Annotated in this window: 14 protein-coding genes and 1 pseudogene; 10 read left to right on the forward strand and 5 right to left on the reverse strand. The window is 58.0% G+C overall.

Annotation, left to right across the window (positions count from 1 at the left end):
• Positions 1–325: 325 nt before the first annotated feature.
• Entirely contained in the window at positions 326–2155 is a 1830-nt protein-coding gene (locus NCS28_RS30800; RefSeq protein ID WP_250517577.1) for an alpha/beta fold hydrolase, read from the reverse strand.
• A 480-nt stretch (positions 2156–2635) separates the two neighbouring features.
• On the opposite strand from NCS28_RS30800, the gene NCS28_RS30805 reads away from it, so the two are divergent.
• From NCS28_RS30805 to NCS28_RS30825, 4 genes are all read left to right on the forward strand, one after another.
• On the forward strand, positions 2636–3709 hold the full coding sequence (locus NCS28_RS30805) for a M4 family metallopeptidase (RefSeq protein ID WP_250517578.1): 1074 nt from the start codon (positions 2636–2638) through the stop codon (positions 3707–3709).
• 77 nt (positions 3710–3786) lie between these two features.
• Complete coding sequence (locus NCS28_RS33440; protein WP_350029833.1) at positions 3787–4089, forward strand: protealysin inhibitor emfourin; 303 nt, start codon at positions 3787–3789, stop codon at positions 4087–4089.
• A gap of 1163 nt (positions 4090–5252) precedes the next feature.
• The gene (locus tag NCS28_RS30820) at positions 5253–5579 is read left to right on the forward strand and encodes an HdeA/HdeB family chaperone (RefSeq protein ID WP_250517580.1); all 327 of its coding nucleotides are present in this window, start codon (positions 5253–5255) and stop codon (positions 5577–5579) included.
• Between the two features lie 298 nt (positions 5580–5877).
• A complete protein-coding gene (locus tag NCS28_RS30825) occupies positions 5878–6318 on the forward strand; it encodes a cupin domain-containing protein (RefSeq protein WP_250517581.1) in 441 nt (146 codons plus the stop codon).
• A gap of 12 nt (positions 6319–6330) precedes the next feature.
• On the opposite strand, the gene NCS28_RS30830 is transcribed toward NCS28_RS30825, so the two are convergent.
• On the reverse strand, positions 6331–6699 hold the full coding sequence (locus NCS28_RS30830) for a DUF2784 domain-containing protein (protein ID WP_250517582.1): 369 nt from the start codon (positions 6697–6699) through the stop codon (positions 6331–6333).
• Between the two features lie 30 nt (positions 6700–6729).
• Here NCS28_RS30830 and NCS28_RS30835 point away from each other — a divergent pair.
• Positions 6730–6887: pseudogene (locus NCS28_RS30835) on the forward strand (GlxA family transcriptional regulator); the annotation flags it as partial.
• Positions 6888–7878: 991 nt separating this feature from the next.
• On the forward strand, positions 7879–8841 hold the full coding sequence (locus NCS28_RS33570) for a GlxA family transcriptional regulator (protein WP_502801259.1): 963 nt from the start codon (positions 7879–7881) through the stop codon (positions 8839–8841).
• A gap of 11 nt (positions 8842–8852) precedes the next feature.
• Here NCS28_RS33570 and NCS28_RS30850 read toward each other — a convergent pair whose 3' ends face one another.
• The 3 genes from NCS28_RS30850 to NCS28_RS30860 are packed head-to-tail and all read right to left on the reverse strand — an operon-like array spanning position 8853 to position 12263.
• The gene (locus tag NCS28_RS30850; RefSeq protein WP_250517583.1) at positions 8853–10106 is read right to left on the reverse strand and encodes a glycosyltransferase WbuB; all 1254 of its coding nucleotides are present in this window, start codon (positions 10104–10106) and stop codon (positions 8853–8855) included.
• A gap of 57 nt (positions 10107–10163) precedes the next feature.
• Positions 10164–10790 carry an LbetaH domain-containing protein gene (locus NCS28_RS30855; protein WP_250517584.1) on the reverse strand — a complete coding sequence of 209 codons (627 nt, stop codon included), beginning with the start codon at positions 10788–10790 and terminating at the stop codon, positions 10164–10166.
• A gap of 18 nt (positions 10791–10808) precedes the next feature.
• Positions 10809–12263, reverse strand: coding sequence for a glycosyltransferase family 4 protein (locus NCS28_RS30860; RefSeq protein WP_250517585.1), 1455 nt, complete (start codon positions 12261–12263; stop codon positions 10809–10811).
• A 150-nt stretch (positions 12264–12413) separates the two neighbouring features.
• Here NCS28_RS30860 and NCS28_RS30865 point away from each other — a divergent pair, with 150 nt between their 5' ends.
• The 4 genes from NCS28_RS30865 (at position 12414) to NCS28_RS30880 (ending at position 17092) form a co-directional block, all read left to right on the forward strand.
• The gene (locus tag NCS28_RS30865) at positions 12414–13679 is read left to right on the forward strand and encodes a glycosyltransferase (RefSeq protein ID WP_250517635.1); all 1266 of its coding nucleotides are present in this window, start codon (positions 12414–12416) and stop codon (positions 13677–13679) included.
• Positions 13680–13883: 204 nt separating this feature from the next.
• The gene (locus NCS28_RS30870; protein ID WP_250517586.1) at positions 13884–14333 is read left to right on the forward strand and encodes a cupin domain-containing protein; all 450 of its coding nucleotides are present in this window, start codon (positions 13884–13886) and stop codon (positions 14331–14333) included.
• A gap of 75 nt (positions 14334–14408) precedes the next feature.
• Complete coding sequence (gmd, locus tag NCS28_RS30875; RefSeq protein ID WP_250517587.1) at positions 14409–15527, forward strand: GDP-mannose 4,6-dehydratase; 1119 nt, start codon at positions 14409–14411, stop codon at positions 15525–15527.
• Between the two features lie 191 nt (positions 15528–15718).
• Positions 15719–17092 carry a lipopolysaccharide biosynthesis protein gene (locus NCS28_RS30880; RefSeq protein WP_250517636.1) on the forward strand — a complete coding sequence of 458 codons (1374 nt, stop codon included), beginning with the start codon at positions 15719–15721 and terminating at the stop codon, positions 17090–17092.
• The last annotated feature ends 142 nt before the right edge of the window (positions 17093–17234 follow it).

A 17234-nucleotide genomic window follows, 5' to 3' on the forward strand; every position in this document is an offset into this window, starting at 1 on the left:
GCTCCTGGATTCGGTTGGTTGGATGAGCACCAATCGTTGCGCTCGCAGCTACATATGCGAGGGCTGTGCCAGGCGAGGCTAGAAGATCCGTTCGGTTAATCTAACCTACTGATAAAGATGAAGAAATTCAGAGTCCAAGCGGACTTCGCCTCGATTCCGGAACAAAGATTCGAGGCAACGTGTCGGCTCTTGAAAAACAGATCGGGGAGGGTTGTTGGCATCGGACGAACATCGTCGCGATAGAGGCGCCTTCGTCTTCGATACAGGACGCGCGCCAGCGAAAGCAGGCGCGTCCCGTATCGAAGACGACGTGATGAAGATCAGCTCAAAGCTGCTGAGAAACGCCGAGCGGCGCCATGGCTTCCACGACCGGCACGCTCTTGGGCTGCAGATCGTGAATGAACGTCTCCGAGAGCGCAATCACGCTGGCAAGCGCGCGCGTGTCATAGAGCGCGTGATCGACATCCCCGCATACGGCGGCCTTCACTCGCGTCGTTCGCGAGAGCTTCTTGCCATGCCTGCCGAAGTGGGCGTTGAGTTGATCGAGGCCTTCGTCACCCGCGCCGTACACGAGCAGCGTGCGCACACCCTTGCGTTCGAGCGCGTGAACGACACTGTGCGGGTCCGTGAGCGACTCGTTGCCGCCGCGGCTCTGAACCGCTTTCCTGCGCGTCACACCGAGCATCTGCGATTGCAGCCGCGCCGCCGCATTCGATACGAAGGCCTTCACGATCGGCTTGAGCCCGCGTTGACCGCTCAGCACGAGCCACCATTTCTGCGGCTTCAGAATGGCCGGCCCGAGACGCGCCATCGTGTTGCGCCGCTGGTTCCTGAGCTCTTGCAGAGTCAGCCGCTCGGGTATGTAGAAGCGCTGCAGATTCACGGCGATCACAGCCGCGATAGCCGGTTCGACGAGCGATGCCCGCAACGCGCTATACGCACCCGAACAGATGCCGAATGCGACGACGTTGTCGTAGCCCTTGCGCTTGAGCCATGCGCCCGCGGTCCCGACATCTTCGATCGTGCTTTCCGCATGGATCGATGCCGTCGTGTCCAGCGTTCCGTCCGGCGAACGCGCGGGACTATCGCCGATGCCGCGCGCATCGAATCGCAACGACGCGATACCGCGTTGCGCCATTTCCCGCGCGAGGCGCACGGACAGGCGGCTGTCGCCTTGATGCACGCTGCCCGCCGTGTTGGTGATGACGATGACGGGTCCGCCCGCGAGTCTGTCGCGCGGCTCGCACAAGATGCCGAAGAGTCCAGCCGCGCCGAAGATCACCGGGCGCTCGATGGCTTCCGGCGTTTCGATGATCGCATCGTCGCTCATGCTCGGCCGCGACGCCTTTCTCGTGCGGCCCGGCATATGATCGCTTTGCTCGTCTTCGATCACGCCGCGCGCGATCCATTGCGCGGTTCGCTTGAGCGTCTTTTCCGGCAAGGTCGAAGATGCAGTCTCCTGCATGAATTCGAAATAGTCGTCGAAGCTTTCCGTTTGTACGTCGACGCCGCGATCTCGCAATGCGACGCAAAGCGACTGGCTCGCGCCGGTCCGTATATCGGCGACGAACACGCGCTTGGGCATCGCCGAATGACTCTTCATGGACCTGCCGAGATCGATCCCGCTCAACCGGCTGCGGAACGCTTCGCTATAAACCTGCCCGAGCACGTGAAAGGGCGAATCGATTTGCCTGGCTCGCACGTCGAGGGGAAGATTCTCGACCCACGTCTTGCGCAAGGCCGTCAATTCGCGCAGGTAATGGCGTCCGTTCATCACGGGCGCGAGCAGTGCGAGCGAATCCACCAGCGGATGATGCGATGCCAGCGCCGCCAACGTTGCGCCCAGCCGTAAGCCGCACAACGTGACCTTGGTCACGCCTGTCTCGTGCCGCAAACGTTCGACAGCCGCGCCGATATCCGCGACGAAGTCGTCGAGCCGATCGCTTTCGTGGTCGATGCCGACTGAGTCGCCCGTTGCGAGATAGTCGAAGCGCAGGACCGGAATATCCCGCCGGGAAAGCTCCTCGGCGAGATAGCGCATGGCCTTGTGCCCCCACGCTTCCTCATGTCCGAATGGATTGCACAGCACGACGCCGCGGCTTCCCTGACCGACATGAAGCCACCCGAAGCGGCCCCCGAAGACGATCGGCGTCATGCGTCGCCTCCCCTTCCGAAATTACCGACGCATATACGCACGCTTCGGTAAAACGCGACGCTGACAACGTTGCGCATCCCTGGGCCGCTGAATTTTCTAATAAGGTCGCGCATTTTCTTGAGCTTCTCATTGCACGTTTTGCTGGATTTAACATCTTTTCGATTCTTCAGTTCGGTGCGGTGGCCAACAAATGAGGATGTGGGTAAACCTTTAGTCGGTGCAAGCGCGTCAAGGCGAGGTCCGGGTCTCGCTGCTCTTGCGAAGCAATTCACGGCGCTCGATCAGAGATTTGTGCTCCCTTCATCGATAAAGATAAGGATCCCTACCTTCTTCCGGCAAGCGCATGAAGCGGTTCACGAGGAACTTCCACATCACCACGTTTCGGTAAAAGCGCCCGCATTGACTATTCAGTGTCATCGTCTAGATTCTTCGTCGTAGCCACGGTCATCATTCCAATTCGATTTGAAACAGGACAGGATCATGTGCAATCACCTGAAGGCGGGCCGCCCTCACTCGATCTACTGCATTCTCCCGCCGCATATGCTCGAGAACATCGCAAAGCATGCTGATGCGAAAGAGCGTGAGATTGCGATCGATACTTTGTCGAAGGATCACACGATGCGGCATTTCCGTGCCGTGCAGTCGGCGTTGGCTCCACGCCGCGCAGCGCCGATGCCCACCGTTGCAACGCCTTGTGCAAACAGGACGATCTACACGGCCAATCACACCGAAACGCTGCCGGGCACGGTAATTCGCGTTGAAGGCGGCAAGCCCGTGAAAGACGATGCAGTCGACGAAGCCTATGACGGACTCGGTGCGACCTTCGAATTTTATTTCGAAGTGTTCCATCGCAATTCGATCGACGACGCGGGATTGCCGCTCGCAGGCACCGTCCATTTCGGAACCGACTACGACAACGCATTCTGGAATTCGCAGCAGATGGTCTTCGGCGATGGCGACGGAGAGTTGTTCAATCGCTTCACCATCGCGCTGGACGTCATCGGTCATGAGTTGACGCATGGTGTGACGGAGCACACGGCCAGCTTGAACTATATGGCGCAGGCGGGGGCATTGAACGAGTCGGTGTCGGATGTGTTCGGTTCGCTCATCAAGCAATTCGCGCACAAACAGACGGCCGACAAGGCGGACTGGCTCATCGGAAAGGGATTGCTTGCCAAGGGTGTGAAGGGCGTCGCGCTGCGTTCGCTGAAAGATCCCGGCACCGCCTATGACGATCCCAGGCTCGGCGCAGATCCGCAACCGGGCCACATGAGCCAGTACGTTCGCACGACGCAGGACAACGGCGGCGTGCATATAAATTCGGGCATTCCAAACAAGGCGTTTTGTGTGACCGCGCTGGAAATCGGCGGGCATGCGTGGGAAAAGGCGGGGCGCATCTGGTACGAGACGCTGACCGACTCGCAACTCAAACCGACGGCGACGTTCAAGACGTTCGCGAAGCTGACGCTTTCGACCGCGCGCAAGCTATATGGCGCGAGCAGCGCGGAGGCGTCGGCGGTCGAGAAAGGATGGACCGAAGTCGGTGTATTGTGACGTGCTTGAGACTCTTTCTTGGCGCGGTGCTGCTTTGCACGGGCTGCGCTTTGCATCAATCGTCACGGGGGCCTTCAATGCATGCCGAGTTGACGACCGACGGCGGACTCGCCGCCTTTCCGGGCCTTGCGCGGCCCGTCGTTCTCGACGAAGACGATCTGTCGCCGGAAGAAGGCACGGAATTCGCGCGCCTCGTCGCCGCGGCGCGTGATGAAGCCGGCGCGCCGGCCCCGCGCGCCACGAAGCCGGTCCCGGACGGCCGCACATATCGAATCGACATAAACGGCGACGATGCACTGCGCCTCAAAGCCGCGGATCCGTCCATTCCTCCCGCCTTTGCTGCCTTGATGGATTTCGTGAAGCGGCATGGGCATCGGTGATTGGCTAACGCATAGCTAATTCAGCATCTCTACGATGCACAGTCATTCCGGCTGTGCATGTGCATACGGCCGGTTTCTTTATCCGGAGCCGACCATGCAGCTTCTCGACTGTGAAGCGACATCACGAGATAAGCGCTATGCGAAGAGACGCATGTTTCGCGAAGCGTCGTCGACGGAGATGGCTTACATCGCAACGGGCGAGCGACGTTGCTCGATGTCGTGCTGGACACGCGAGAAAAGCTCTATAGCGTCCAAGTGCTTGCCGACGGCGATGGACTCGACATCTTCGTGCTGAGCCCCCACGCGATCACAGATGCGACATCACCGGTGGAGTTGCATGCATGTCTCGCTTATGTATGCGGTTGCATCGTGCGCGGCGCGGCGTTGCGCCTGCATTGGAGGCGCAACTGTTTCCGAGTCCGGTCGATGCAGCCGTGAGTCAAAACCTCGCCTGGCTCCCGGCAGATCGCACGCGCCATCCCGCACGGGCGCTTGCGAAACTCGGCATCGGCACGCAGCGCGAACTGGTTGCGCTAACAGCCTTGTTCGGACGACTGCGAATGAATGTTGTCCGGTTTCGTGAGGACAGACAGACGTTCGACACGACTCTAAACTGCGCTCGCCCGAATGAAACTTGCTGATCGGGCCAGCCGGGACGAAGCGCCGGTACACCGCTCATATAGATTCGTTATCCGTATTAAAGGAGGCGACGGTGTGCCTGAATATTCAACTAACTGCGACGAACAAGTGCCACGAGCGAAGGAACATCATGCGCGTGTCACTGGTTGAAAACGACCTGCAAATGGGGCAGGCGTGGTGCTGCGCTGTCAGGCGGGTTATGCGACTTCGTGCATCGGCGACGAAGGACTGAGCGTCGATCCCGACCGTCGCACGCGTTGGCGCGACGGTGTTTCGTCGCCGTTATCCGCGGGGAAATTCGCATTGATGCATGCACTCGACGTGCTCATTCACTCGATGCGCAAGCGTTTCGGGCGCATTGATCCGCAAAGTGCGTGGCATCGGTTGGACGCTGTCGCAATGGGTCAGGTGCGCGGTAGCCGATCGCGCAGCGCAGCCGGCATGAGTAATTCTAAGCTAACTCTGCATTACTAAGATGTGCTTGTAGTTTGCTGAATCCCAATCATCCATTCAAGGAGAATCTTATGAAGCCCGCCAAAATTCTGATGGCCCTGGTTTGTGTTTTTGCCGCTGGCGCTGCTAGCGCGAAGGAAACAAAAGTCAATCCCGCAAAAATGACGTGCGCAGATTTCGTGCAGGTCGACGAGGCATATCAGCCCGCGCTCGTTTACTACGTCGCGGGCGTCGACAAACTAGGCATCAAGGAAACGGAGACCACGGTGATCGATACGGCTCAGCCCGTCGGTGCGACTGTGGCGGAAGCGTGCAAGCTCGATCCGAAGGCGAAGTTTGCGACGAAAGTCCGTTCGATGGTCAAGGCCAATCAGATCGCGCTCTTCGATCATCATTGAACGCGTGCCTTGATTTGGAACGATCGATTTAAACGGATCTTCTCTCGCACATGATCTAACCGGCCTCCAGAATGAGGCCGTCAATCATCAGTCAAATGCGTGTGCAGTTTTGTCATACATGGCAGATGTTTTTCTGTTCGCATTTTCTTGGGGCACGGTATGATAGATCGACATTACAAAATGTAATGTCGATGATGAACGAATTTCTTCTGAGCTTGTCTGCATTCATATCGCCGAACACGCAGGCACCGACACTTTCCGACGGAGCCGGACCAAAGCAGCACGCAAAGGAGCCTTCATGACAAGTCCCGTTTTCGAGTCCGTGCGTCTGGACGACGTGTTGCTCGAATCAGATCCGATCGACCCGGCCTGGATCCTCGAAGGAAATCCCGTTGCCCGTAGTGGTCGATGGTCGCAAAGTCGCGACACCACGACGTCGTCCTGGGTCTGGGATTGCACCGCGGGTCGTTTCAACTGGTACTTCGAAGAAGACGAGACGATCTACGTGATCGAAGGCGCAGTTATCATCACCGCCGAAGGCCATGAACCGCAAACGCTGCGGGCGGGACACGCTGCCCTGTTCTACGCAGGAACGCGTTCCGAGTGGCATGTTCCCAGGTACGTGCGCAAGCATGCGATCCTGCGTCCGCATATAACAAAACCGGTATTGCTCGCCCTCAAGGTGAGCCGCAAGCTTCAAAGCAAGCCGAGCGGCTATCTTCCCCGTACGTCGCTCTGAATCACAAAGCGTTCACGAGGCAGGCGGAATGCGGCGCCATGTAACGATGACCGTGAGGAAGAAGGCGACGTAGGCGAGCGTAAAGACCCAGACCGGCAAGTCGAAGTACAGGCAGGCGCCCACCCAACGCTGCACGAAGCCTTGCGCGCCCGGCGCTCCGGTGCGCAAGCGATCTTCCATGACCGTGAGCGGGCAGGGAAGGCCAACGACGGCCAACGCCGCGACGATACTAATGGCAACGATGTGCGCTCTCCGAAACGTGCGGTTTCGCGCAAAGTTGAATCGGAATGCGGCGCCGACCCAGATTGCGATCAAGCCGCCGACGATAAAGAGCACGATCAGCGCATGCAGCACGAGAACCGCGTTGGCAATCCAGATCATTTCAAATCGTTCCGGCTGAGAGCGTTCCGCTTGTCAGGCCTCGATACAGGCAGCTATTTTCTCGCGCGTGCCGGTCTGCTCAATGGTTATCGATGCACGATTCATTGAGAGGACCAGGACAATGGGGCGAGCTTCCGAAGCTCGCCGTCTCTAACCGGCTCTGTGAGCTGAGTCGTGATCCTCGCACGCGGCCGCGTTCCTCGCCGAATACGCACCGGACAAGCGGCACGGCCTCTATACAAGCATTGTGCCCGCGCACGACGCCGGGCTTGCTGTTCGGCTCGGGTCTCGTCGCCTGATGCATGCCGCGCTGACGAGCGAGCAATTGCAGTCCTTTGACTGGCCGCGCCGTTTGGTCGCTATCAGATAGCGTGCAACGCAATTCGATGCTCATAGGTGCGTCGATTTTTTTCGCCGTGTTGACGGTGCCGTTATTGCGCTGCTCACGATGAACGACGGCACGCTGCCGTTCCTTCTGTCAGAAATCCTTCCGACGCGCGTACGCTATAGCGACTTCGCAGTCTGTTTAAATTTGCGGCAATGCGCTCTCTGGTGGCACGGCTCCGCTTCGCACGTGCCGCTGGCAGATGAATAGAAATGCTATCGATTCGTAACAGATGGTTCGACCGAGATAGCTTCACAAGCTATCTCAAGCTTATTGGGACGTTCCCGGATACGGCGAACACGATAAAGCGCCCTCTTTCATTTTCTTCTTCCAAGCGGCTATCTCGCATCGACATGAAAACATTGCGGCCTTGACATGCCACAACGTGGGTGGAACTTGCTTTTCACATCCGAGCCAACCGCAAACGATTGCGCGCAACATCCGTTCGGCTACCTATGAGCTTTCAATCGTCGATAAGGGAATCGTTCATATCGAATCCAAATTACTTAAAGGCGAGAGAAATATATTCTTCGGTGTAGATCGTGCGCCGCATTATACGAACGTCCGTCTGTATTCATCCGCCGATTGAATGAAGAAGGTTTTTCATACTGTGCATATTTTGACTAAGCTCTCGACGCAATTTTTTCTCGGCTGTAACCTGCACGCATTACAAGTTCAACAAGATACAAGTTCCACGACACCCAGCAGTCGATACGCTCGTTCCATACGAAGAACACCAACGCAACGACCCTGGAGGCTGCGCGATGTCAACCTCGACTGACGTCTCCGAAGCTATGTCATTCAGTGAGAACCGCACCTATTCCGTGCAAAGTTCCACGGTGATCAAGCATGTCGGAATTATTTTGTACGACGGCTTTTCCTTGCTCGAAGCTGGTACGTTCGTTGAAGCACTGCATGTAGCGAACGAGTTGCAATCCGAAGATGCGAACCGCTCGCTGACGTATCGCGTGAATCTCGTATCGGCGCGTGGCGGAACGGTCTCGTGTTCTTCTTCCATGTCGGTCTGGACTGAACAGCTCGCCGGCCGTCATTTCGATAGCCTCGATAACCTTATCGTCGCGGGAGGAACCGGTGTCGCGCGCGCATCCGGCGATGACAGCCTCATCGACCTCCTGCGACGCGTCAGCGCGAAGCGCGTGAGCATTACCGCAATCGGAAACGGCCACATGCTGCTGTCGGCAGCGGGCGTGGAGCGGCGCGACTGGCCTTCTATGAAGCAGGGCATTCATATCAAATCGCCCTCCGCACCTCGTCCCGAGCAAGAACGCGATCAAGCTTTGATGACCTCGCTCGCACTGCTCAAGAAGGATTTGGGAACGGAACTGGCTGTGCGCGTGGCGGATCGTCTTGGCTCCGGCGGCCATCTTTCGCCGGCGGGTACGTTCGAAGCAATGGACGATGCAACGCTTGCAGAGAAGGCGCGTGCATCTGCGCGCTGGCTCGTGCAGAACTGCGCAAAGCCGATATCCGTCGTGGATGCGGCGCGGATATCTTCGATGAGCGAGCGCAATTTCTTGCGCCTCTTCAAGCGCGAGATCGGCGTTACGCCTTCGAAGTTTCTGCTTCGGGCACGGCTCGACCTCACGTGCAAATTGCTCGAAAGTAGCGATCTTCCAGTCGATAAGATTGCGCGTCGCACGGGGCTCAGCAACGGAGAGCGACTCTCGAAACTATTTCGCAAGGAATTCGCGATGTCTCCGACAGAGTTTCGCGCACGAAGCCGTCAGAAGCGCTGACGTAATTGGGACTACGTGGTCGCCTGGTCGCCCACGCTGCGCTTGGCCGACACGCAGTTCCGGAGCCGCGCCTCGAAGTGCAGAAGGATCGACTCCTTGGAGAGATTGGATACCGCGTATTGCCGGCCGAGCGCGCCGAGATGCTCGCGAAGCGGCCGGTCATCGGCGAGACGAAGAATGGCGTGAGACAAGGCTATGGGTGATTCGGGTTCCACCGCGAGGCCGACCGAGTTCACGACGTCCCATAACTCGGTGCCTTGATTCGCCGTCGCGATGACAGGGCGATTACTCGATAACATTGCGCCCAGCTTCGAAGGCATGACGATATCCGCAGCATCCGCGCGTTGTGGAAGCACATGCATGTCGGCCAGCGCAAGCAGTTCATTGAAGCGGTCTTTGGGTTGCAGATCGAGGAACTTGATATTCGTTAGATCCCTGGCCTTTTCGAGCAAGAAAGCCTTGGCGGGACCGGCACCACAGATCACGAACACGATATCCTGGCGCCATTGAAGAATCTCCGCAGCATCCGCGATGATTTCCAGACCTTGCTTGAGTCCGAGATTGCCCGAGTACAGGACGACCTGCACACCGCAACCGATAGCTAACTGCACGCGATACGAGTTGTCCTCGCTATTCGAATGTGCGTGCTGCATATCGACCCAGTTCGGAAAGGTGAAGGCTTTCTCGCAGGGAACACCTTTCTGCACGGCTAGCCGAGTCATCGCGGCGCAGGGCGTGGAGACCACATCGGCGCGCGACATCAGCCATTTTTCAACACGCAGCGCGAGTCTTTTAACGGCGTGGCCTTTCAGGATGCCGAGACGAAAAGCGGCATCGACTTCATAGTCCTGCACGTGAAGCCAGCACGATGCACTGGCAATACGTGCCGCTATCAATGCGACGGGAGATGCGAACAAAGGCGGCTCGACGAGCCACACAGCTTGAGGACGCCACGCAATTTGCCATATCGCAGCCGGAATGGCGAAGAACGAGAAGCTCATCAGATGCAACAGGCGCTTAAGTCCGGAAGGGCGCTTCGGACACCAGAAAGGAACGCGTATCACGAAGACGTTGTTGAGTCGCTCCGTCATGTATGTTCGAGGGTTATAGCCGGACTGAACGCGCCACTCCGGATAGTACGGAGATGCGGTGATAACCCGGATCGTGTGCCCGCGCAATGCAAGCCATTCCGCCAGTTCCGCGGAATACTTTCCAATCCCGGTGACCTCGGGGGCATAGTTGAGCGAGATCATCAGCACTTTCATCGAGCCACCCATGTAGTTGGAGCAGGAAAGTCGAGTGTGCGTCGGGTACGCTGACTTTCAATCGAAGCGCTTGCGAAGGAGGCGGCACGGGTTGCCACCGTAGACGCCCTCGGGCTCGAGCGAACGATGCACGACGGACATCGGCGTGACCACGGCCGAACGGCCGATGGTGACGCCCATTTGCACGACGCAATTCGCCGTGATCCAGACGCCGTCTTCGATGATGATCGGCGCGACGCGCAGATTCATCGTCGTGCTCATATCATGCGAACCTGTCGTCAGGAAAGTGCGCTGCGAAATGCAGACATGCGAGCCGATGCGAACTGGCGCCTGGTTGTAGATCCACGCATCGAAGCCGAACCAGCAGTGATCGCCGACTACGAGATTCCAGGGCGCCTTCACGCGAATAGCATGCAGGAATCGGCAACCTACGCCGATCCTTGCGCCGAACAGCCGCAAGAGGGCAACGCGCACACTGGAAAAAGGCATAAGTTTGTTATCGACGATGCAGGCTTCGGCGACGAACCAAAGCAACGCGACAATCGATGAGCGAGTCTTCACATAGTTGCCCTTTCCCGCGCGGCTCAGATCGATAACGCCCTTTAAAGTGCGACTGTCGTCGGCTTCAGGAATATGGGATTTGGGGGGCGTCGAGTTGTCGTCGCTCAGCAGTTCCGAGGCCATATGAAGTTCCCGTCGCGCTCAGGACGCGCGATTGCCAAGCGACTGTGCAGAGGGCGCCCAGCACATGCGCCGTGCCCGGAACGTCTCCAGTGCGCTCTTGAGCACCGAAAGCCTTCGTTCATCCGTGAGCGATTCGATACGCCGCTTTCCTCGCTCGACCAATTGCATTCTCAGGTCCGGATCGGTGATAAGCCTTCTAAGCGCGTCGGCCATGCTGTCCGGATTCAGCAGATCGATGAGAAGTCCCGCGTCGCCGACCTGTTCGCGCAGATTCTTTAGATCGGAATAGAGCACAGGCACACCGAGATGGAACGCCTCATACGGGGGCAGGTTCGTAGGCCCGAAGTATGTGGGCATCAACAGTGCGATAGCCTGGCGATAGAGGCAGGCCACTTCGTTATCGGACACGAAGCCGGCGAAGTGGATTCTGTCGGTCAGCCCGAGATCGGCAGCCACGGACCGGACGTAGCTCAGGTTACCGAAGTCGCGCCCCGAGAAGATCGCTCCTACCTTGATATTGAAGCGATCTTCGAGACTGCGCAGCCCACGCAAAAGATAAACGTGGTTCTTGTGCGGCCAGAACTGAGCCGGATAGTAGACGTAGTCGCAACTCAAACCGTATTTAGCTTTGATATCGACAAAGCGATCCGGATGATCGACCTCGTGCTCGGAAAGCTGCGTTCCGATTGCGGGAGAGAAGGGGATCACGTGAACGCGTTCCACATCGACGGCATAGCGCCGGACTACGTTATCGCGACCCGCTTCCGAATCGACAACGATCCCGGTCGCCTTCTTCAGCGCACGTTGATAGATGTATTCGCGGCGTTCGAACTCGCCGGCACAGCGCACCTCCGGAAACTCCACTTCGTCCCGATGTGCGAGGTCCCATACCGTGTAGAGATAGCTGAAGTGCGTGGTCACGAGAGCAAGATAAGACGGTCCCGTGAAATAGACCAGATCCGCGCCCGCATTCCGCAGACACCGATCCAGCCAATTGAAGTAGATGTTCTTCTTGAGCAATGCCGGCGGATTCAACTGACGCCACATCACATGAAGACGAGCGAGCAGCCGCTGCCAGCGTCGAACGGGGACGAATCGAGCGTCTACGCCGCAACGATGCAGTTCTTCGATCGCGGACCGACGCGTCGTAATGAAAGTCACGGTACAGAGTTCGGGCGGCAGGCGCTTCACTAGAAGCGCTGCATTGGTTGCCTGCTGAAAGCCGCCGCCTACCGAGCTGTCCAGTTCGAGAAAGACCACCATCCGGATGGGCCTGACTTGAAAACGGGCGGCAACACGATCCGTTCCGCTCGCGTGTTCACGATAATCGACGCGGTGCTGGGCAAGTCGGGGAACAGCCAGATCACCTTCGAAGGTAGCGTTCGTAACGGCGCGCTTGGACAGCATATCTTCAGTTCCCCCGCAAAAGGATGCGCATGTCGCGCTCACGTGCTCGTTGACGGCGTTCGTCACGCAGCGACTCGGCTTTGTCCAGACCTTCGGTCGCTGACTCGTCCAACGATAGCGTCCGGCATATGTGCCGGACTCGTTCTGACCGATGTCGGCAAGACGTTGGCTGACCGATAGGGCGAACGCGCGTGTAGATAGGCAGCCAAAAGCTTGATGATTTCCGCCAATGGCGCTTGCCTGGCAGAACGGACACTACGATGGCTATCCGAGAGAAGTTCAATTCGGCATCGGAAAGCAACTGCGCATCGGAGGATGTCTTTGAAAACGCTCCACATCATTCCGTCGATCGAGGCGCGGTCGGGTGGTCCAGCCGAAGCCGTAAAGAGACTCGCAACAGAACTACGGGTTTCCGGACACACGATCGATATCGTCTGTCTCGACTCGTCGGTACGCGCCGATAAGACCGATGATGTCGCGTTCGAACGCGTCGTGCGCCTTGGCCACTACGCAGGCAAGTATGCACTGAGCTTCCGCCTGGTTCGATGGCTGATTCAGCACGGCAGACAATACGATGCAATCGTCGTGGACGGAATCTGGCAGTTCCATAGCGCGGCAGTCGTGTTTTCGCTGCATCCGAAAAAGATCCCTTATTTCGTGATGCCCCACGGCATGCTCGATCCGTGGTTCAACACTGGTCACCCGCTGAAGTACGCGAAGAAGCTTGTCTATTGGTTCTTCGTTGAACGTCATGTGGTCGGCAACGCAAAAGGCGTGTTGTTCACGACAGAAAGCGAGCGCGAACTGGCGCGCAAGTCTTTTCCGCTATACACGGCCAAAGAAACCATGATGACGATCGGAACGGCGCCGCCGCCTTCGATCGAGATGACGGAGGTCGAGAAATGGCGCTCTTTCCCCGAAGCGGATAACAAGAAGCTCATTCTGTTTCTCGGGCGGCTCCATGAAAAGAAGGGCTGCGACTTGCTGATCCGCGCCTTTCACGATCTCGGCAACTCAACGAACGACTATCGACTCGTCATCGCCGGACCGGATAACAATGGCCTCGCGGCGAAGCTGCGTCGTGAAGCGGAACGGCTCGGGATCAGTGAAAGAATGACCTGGCTGGACATGGTAAAAGGCGCGGACAAGTGGTCCTTGTTGCGTGCGGCCGACGTCATGGTATTGCCTTCGCATCAGGAGAACTTCGGGGTCGTGGTGGCCGAAGCGCTCGCGTGCGGAGTGCCGGTGCTCTTGACTGACAAAGTCGGCATCTGGCAAGAGGTGGTTGCCTATGGCGCGGGCCTCGCAGACGAAGATACGCAGCAGGGCGTCACGCGTCTGCTCGCGCAATGGACAAGCTTGCCGGACGATGCGAAGGCTGCGATGCGAGCGGCCGCGAAGCGGTGCTTCAATGATCGCTTTCACGTTTCCCGCGTTGCTCAGGACTATGTCGCGTTGATGAGCGGTCGGACCGGATCGTAAGTGAACGCTTCGAACGTGCAAGTGCCGTACAAGGTTATCGGCCAGGTGAACCCGCGAATCGGTCAACACCTTGCCAGATTCCGTCACCGGATGGCGAACGAAGTGCCATAGCCGCTATTCTCGATTTACGAAGTTGCGCGCTTTCGCCTCCGCCTCTCGTTTTAAAGCGCGGTCCGGGCCGGACATCTTTAGTCGGAATACATCATGGGGCTACTCTTGGCCGAGCACGACACCGTGGTTGAAAAAGGCATCGACATCATTGCTCATGACGGTGTCACGCTGGCTCTGATCATCCGCGACTCGTTCTCGAAAGAGGGGGTCAATTTCTTCACGCCTCGTGAATACTCGCAGCAGCTCGCGCATATGGAGCATGCCGCCGGAACGAAGATATCGGCTCACGTACACAACGTGATGGCGCGCGAAGTCAAGCTGACTCAAGAGGTTCTGCTCATCAAACGAGGCCGCGTTCGCGTCGATCTATACGGCTCGAATCTGCACTATGTGACGAGCAGGACGCTCGGACCGGGCGATGTGATCCTGCTGTCCGCCGGCGGGCACGGCTTCGAGATACTCGAGGACGCCGCGTTCATCGAGGTGAAGCAGGGACCCTACATGGGCGATCAAGACAAGGTCCGATTCGAACCGCGCGTCTAGAACCGTGACGATACCGGCATCCAGACCGTTCGAACGAATTCCGAACGTGACATAAGCAAACGAGGAGAAGAGACGATGTCGAACAAGGTCGCGCTGGTCACCGGGATCACCGGTCAGGATGGTTCTTATCTCGCCCAGTTTCTGCTCGACAAGGGATACGAGGTGCACGGCGTAAAGCGCCGCTCGTCGCTTTTCAACACCGATCGAATCGATCATCTGTACGAAGACGATCATGTAGCGCAGCGGCGTTTTCATTTGCATCACGGTGACCTGACTGATTCGTCGAGCATCCTGCGCATCATTCAGCGCGTGCAACCGGACGAGATCTATAACCTGGCCGCGCAAAGTCACGTCGCGGTCTCCTTCGAGGAACCCGAGTACACGGCGAACGCCGATGGTCTGGGCGCCTTGCGGATACTCGAGGCAATGCGCATATTGGGCCTCGAAAAGAGCGCTCGTTTCTATCAGGCATCGACGTCGGAGTTATATGGGCTCGTCAGAGAGATACCTCAACGCGAATCCACGCCGTTCTATCCCCGCAGCCCGTATGCCGTTGCGAAGTTATACGCGTACTGGATCACGGTGAATTATCGCGAGGCTTACGGCATATACGCGTGCAATGGAATTCTGTTCAACCACGAATCGCCGGTTCGTGGAGAGACGTTCGTCACGCGCAAGATCACGCGAGCCATCGCTCGCATCGCGATCGGATCGCAGGATTGTCTTTATCTCGGCAATCTTGGCGCGATGCGCGATTGGGGCCACGCACGTGATTACGTTCAGATGCAATGGCTCATGCTCCAGCAATCCGAACCGGAAGATTTCGTGATCGCGTCGGGCGTTCAATACAGCGTGAGGGAGTTCGTTCAGCAGGCGGCGTCCGAACTCGGAATCACGCTTCGCTTCGAAGGCGATGGTGTCGAAGAGGTCGGAGTCGTGGAGCGCGTCACCAGCAAGGAATGCCGCGTTGCGCCAGGTACGGTGATCGTGCGGGTCGATCCTCGATACTTCAGGCCGACCGAAGTGGAGACCTTGCTGGGCGATCCGTCGAACGCGCACGCGAAGCTTGGATGGGCACCGACAGTGACCTTCCCCGCGCTCGTGAAAGAGATGGTGTTGTCCGACTATCAGATAGCGAAGCGGGACGCATTGATCACGTTGGCGGGTTATCGGGCGCTCGAACATCACGAGTAAAGACGAAACCGCAGGGACAAGGCGAACATGTGATCGAGAGAGGCCATGCACACGATAAAGATCGAAGATGGGGCAGGCATGAGCCGCGGATCTTGTCTGCCAGACACGACGGCCACGTGCCTCTAACGATGCCACCGCCTCTGGCCGCTTCGCGCCGAATGTTCTTCGCGATGTCCTCGCGTCTGTTCGAGATGCTGCCGTTCGGCGTGGGCAGATCCGAAGGGCGCGACAGGGATCGATACCGTCGCGCCGCACTCACGATCGCCTGCAACGTCTGCAGCTCGGGCCTCGCGTTCGTCGTGCTGATTGCGTCCGTGTCGTGGACGCTCCCGTATCTCGGCGAGCAGCGTTTCGGCGTATGGATGACGTTTTCGAGCCTCGCTGCAACGCTTTCGATGCTCGATTTCGGCATCGGCAACGCGCTTCTGAATCTCGTCGCGGGAGCGCGAGCGGGCGATGACGCTCGTCGCATCCGTGAACTGATCACACATGGCGTCCTGCTGTTGGGTCTCGTCGGCGCGATCTCCGCGGTATGCCTGTATGTGGCGCTCCACGTGATCGACTTGCGCCTGATGTTTGATTATCGCGCGGACGCTGCCGATGAAACGCTCGTTGCCGTGACGCTCTTCCTTGTCCTGATCTGCCTGAACATTCCATTGGGCGGTGTCAAGCGAGTGTGTCACGGGCTTCAGCGGGGCTGGGAGCAGCATATCGTAAGCTCCATAGGCTATCTGATCTCGCTTCCGCTGTTGTACTGGTGTTGTCTGCATCACGCGTCGATTCCATGGCTCTTGAGCGTCACCTACGGTATTCAGGTCGGCATGTCGATTTGCCTCGTGCTCCGACTCTACCGGCAAGGACTGCTGCAAGGCTGGTCAGAAGCGGCGCGCGGCACCATGTGGCGCGATTCTAAAAAAATTCTCAGCATGGGATCGTTGTTCTTCGGATTGCAGGTGGGCGTCATGTGCGCAAGTGGCTTCGATGCGCTTATCGTCGCAAAACTGCTCGGGGTGGCGGAGGTCGCGAAGCTTGCGGTCGCGCAGCGGCTATTCCAATTCCTCACAGTGGGCATCTCGATGTTGACGGTTCCCCTGTGGGGCCTTTACGCCGATGCCAAGGCGCGAGGCGACACACACTTCCTTTCGATGACGCTGAAGCTATCGATGCTAGGCACCGGCGCAATCGCAATGGTGATCAGTGGATTGATATTCGCGTCGTCTCCGTGGCTTCTGAGCAAGTGGGTCGGCAATCACCTCAGCATTCCAGTGGCGCTTCTCTGCGCAGTCGCTGTCATGTCGGTAGTCGATGCATTCGGCAACGCGTTCGGGATCTTCCTCAATGGAGTTGGCGAGCTGAAATCTCAATTGGTCGCGGTCGGCGTGAGCTGCACGATCGCGGTATCGCTAAAGTTCTGGCTCGTGTCGACGTTTCATGAAGTCGCGTGGGTCGTGTGGTCGACGGTGATAGCAAGCATCGTGTCGGATTACTGCGTCTACCTGAGCCTGTTCAGAAGGCGCATATTCTCGCACCTGCGCGTGCCCGTCGACCGAGGCGCGAAGGCATAGGCGACGTGACATTCGCGCCATTTTCTTGCCACATTCGGTCAGGCGCGCGGGCAAACAGCGTCGCTAGCTACATTTGAAGTAGTCGGAGCCGTTGGAGTATGTGGTCAGCATGACGTGAATCTTTCCTTGTCGATTGCTGGAG

Origin of the sequence: Caballeronia sp. INDeC2, assembly GCF_023631325.1 — a bacterium.
Taxonomy (GTDB): Bacteria; Pseudomonadota; Gammaproteobacteria; order Burkholderiales; family Burkholderiaceae; genus Caballeronia.

What these genes read in the sequence shown, in the direction of transcription:
- NCS28_RS30800 (WP_250517577.1), bottom strand. Translation starts at nt 2,155, where the DNA reads ATGACGCCGATCGTCTTCGGGGGCCGCTTCGGGTGGCTTCATGTCGGT.
- NCS28_RS30820 (WP_250517580.1), top strand. Translation starts at nt 5,253, where the DNA reads ATGAAGCCCGCCAAAATTCTGATGGCCCTGGTTTGTGTTTTTGCCGCT.
- NCS28_RS30855 (WP_250517584.1), bottom strand. Translation starts at nt 10,790, where the DNA reads ATGGCCTCGGAACTGCTGAGCGACGACAACTCGACGCCCCCCAAATCC.
- NCS28_RS30850 (WP_250517583.1), bottom strand. Translation starts at nt 10,106, where the DNA reads ATGAAAGTGCTGATGATCTCGCTCAACTATGCCCCCGAGGTCACCGGG.
- NCS28_RS30870 (WP_250517586.1), top strand. Translation starts at nt 13,884, where the DNA reads ATGGGGCTACTCTTGGCCGAGCACGACACCGTGGTTGAAAAAGGCATC.
- NCS28_RS30830 (WP_250517582.1), bottom strand. Translation starts at nt 6,699, where the DNA reads ATGATCTGGATTGCCAACGCGGTTCTCGTGCTGCATGCGCTGATCGTG.
- NCS28_RS33440 (WP_350029833.1), top strand. Translation starts at nt 3,787, where the DNA reads ATGCATGCCGAGTTGACGACCGACGGCGGACTCGCCGCCTTTCCGGGC.
- NCS28_RS30880 (WP_250517636.1), top strand. Translation starts at nt 15,719, where the DNA reads ATGCTGCCGTTCGGCGTGGGCAGATCCGAAGGGCGCGACAGGGATCGA.
- NCS28_RS30865 (WP_250517635.1), top strand. Translation starts at nt 12,414, where the DNA reads ATGATTTCCGCCAATGGCGCTTGCCTGGCAGAACGGACACTACGATGG.
- NCS28_RS30805 (WP_250517578.1), top strand. Translation starts at nt 2,636, where the DNA reads ATGTGCAATCACCTGAAGGCGGGCCGCCCTCACTCGATCTACTGCATT.
- NCS28_RS33570 (WP_502801259.1), top strand. Translation starts at nt 7,879, where the DNA reads ATGTCATTCAGTGAGAACCGCACCTATTCCGTGCAAAGTTCCACGGTG.
- NCS28_RS30825 (WP_250517581.1), top strand. Translation starts at nt 5,878, where the DNA reads ATGACAAGTCCCGTTTTCGAGTCCGTGCGTCTGGACGACGTGTTGCTC.
- gmd (WP_250517587.1), top strand. Translation starts at nt 14,409, where the DNA reads ATGTCGAACAAGGTCGCGCTGGTCACCGGGATCACCGGTCAGGATGGT.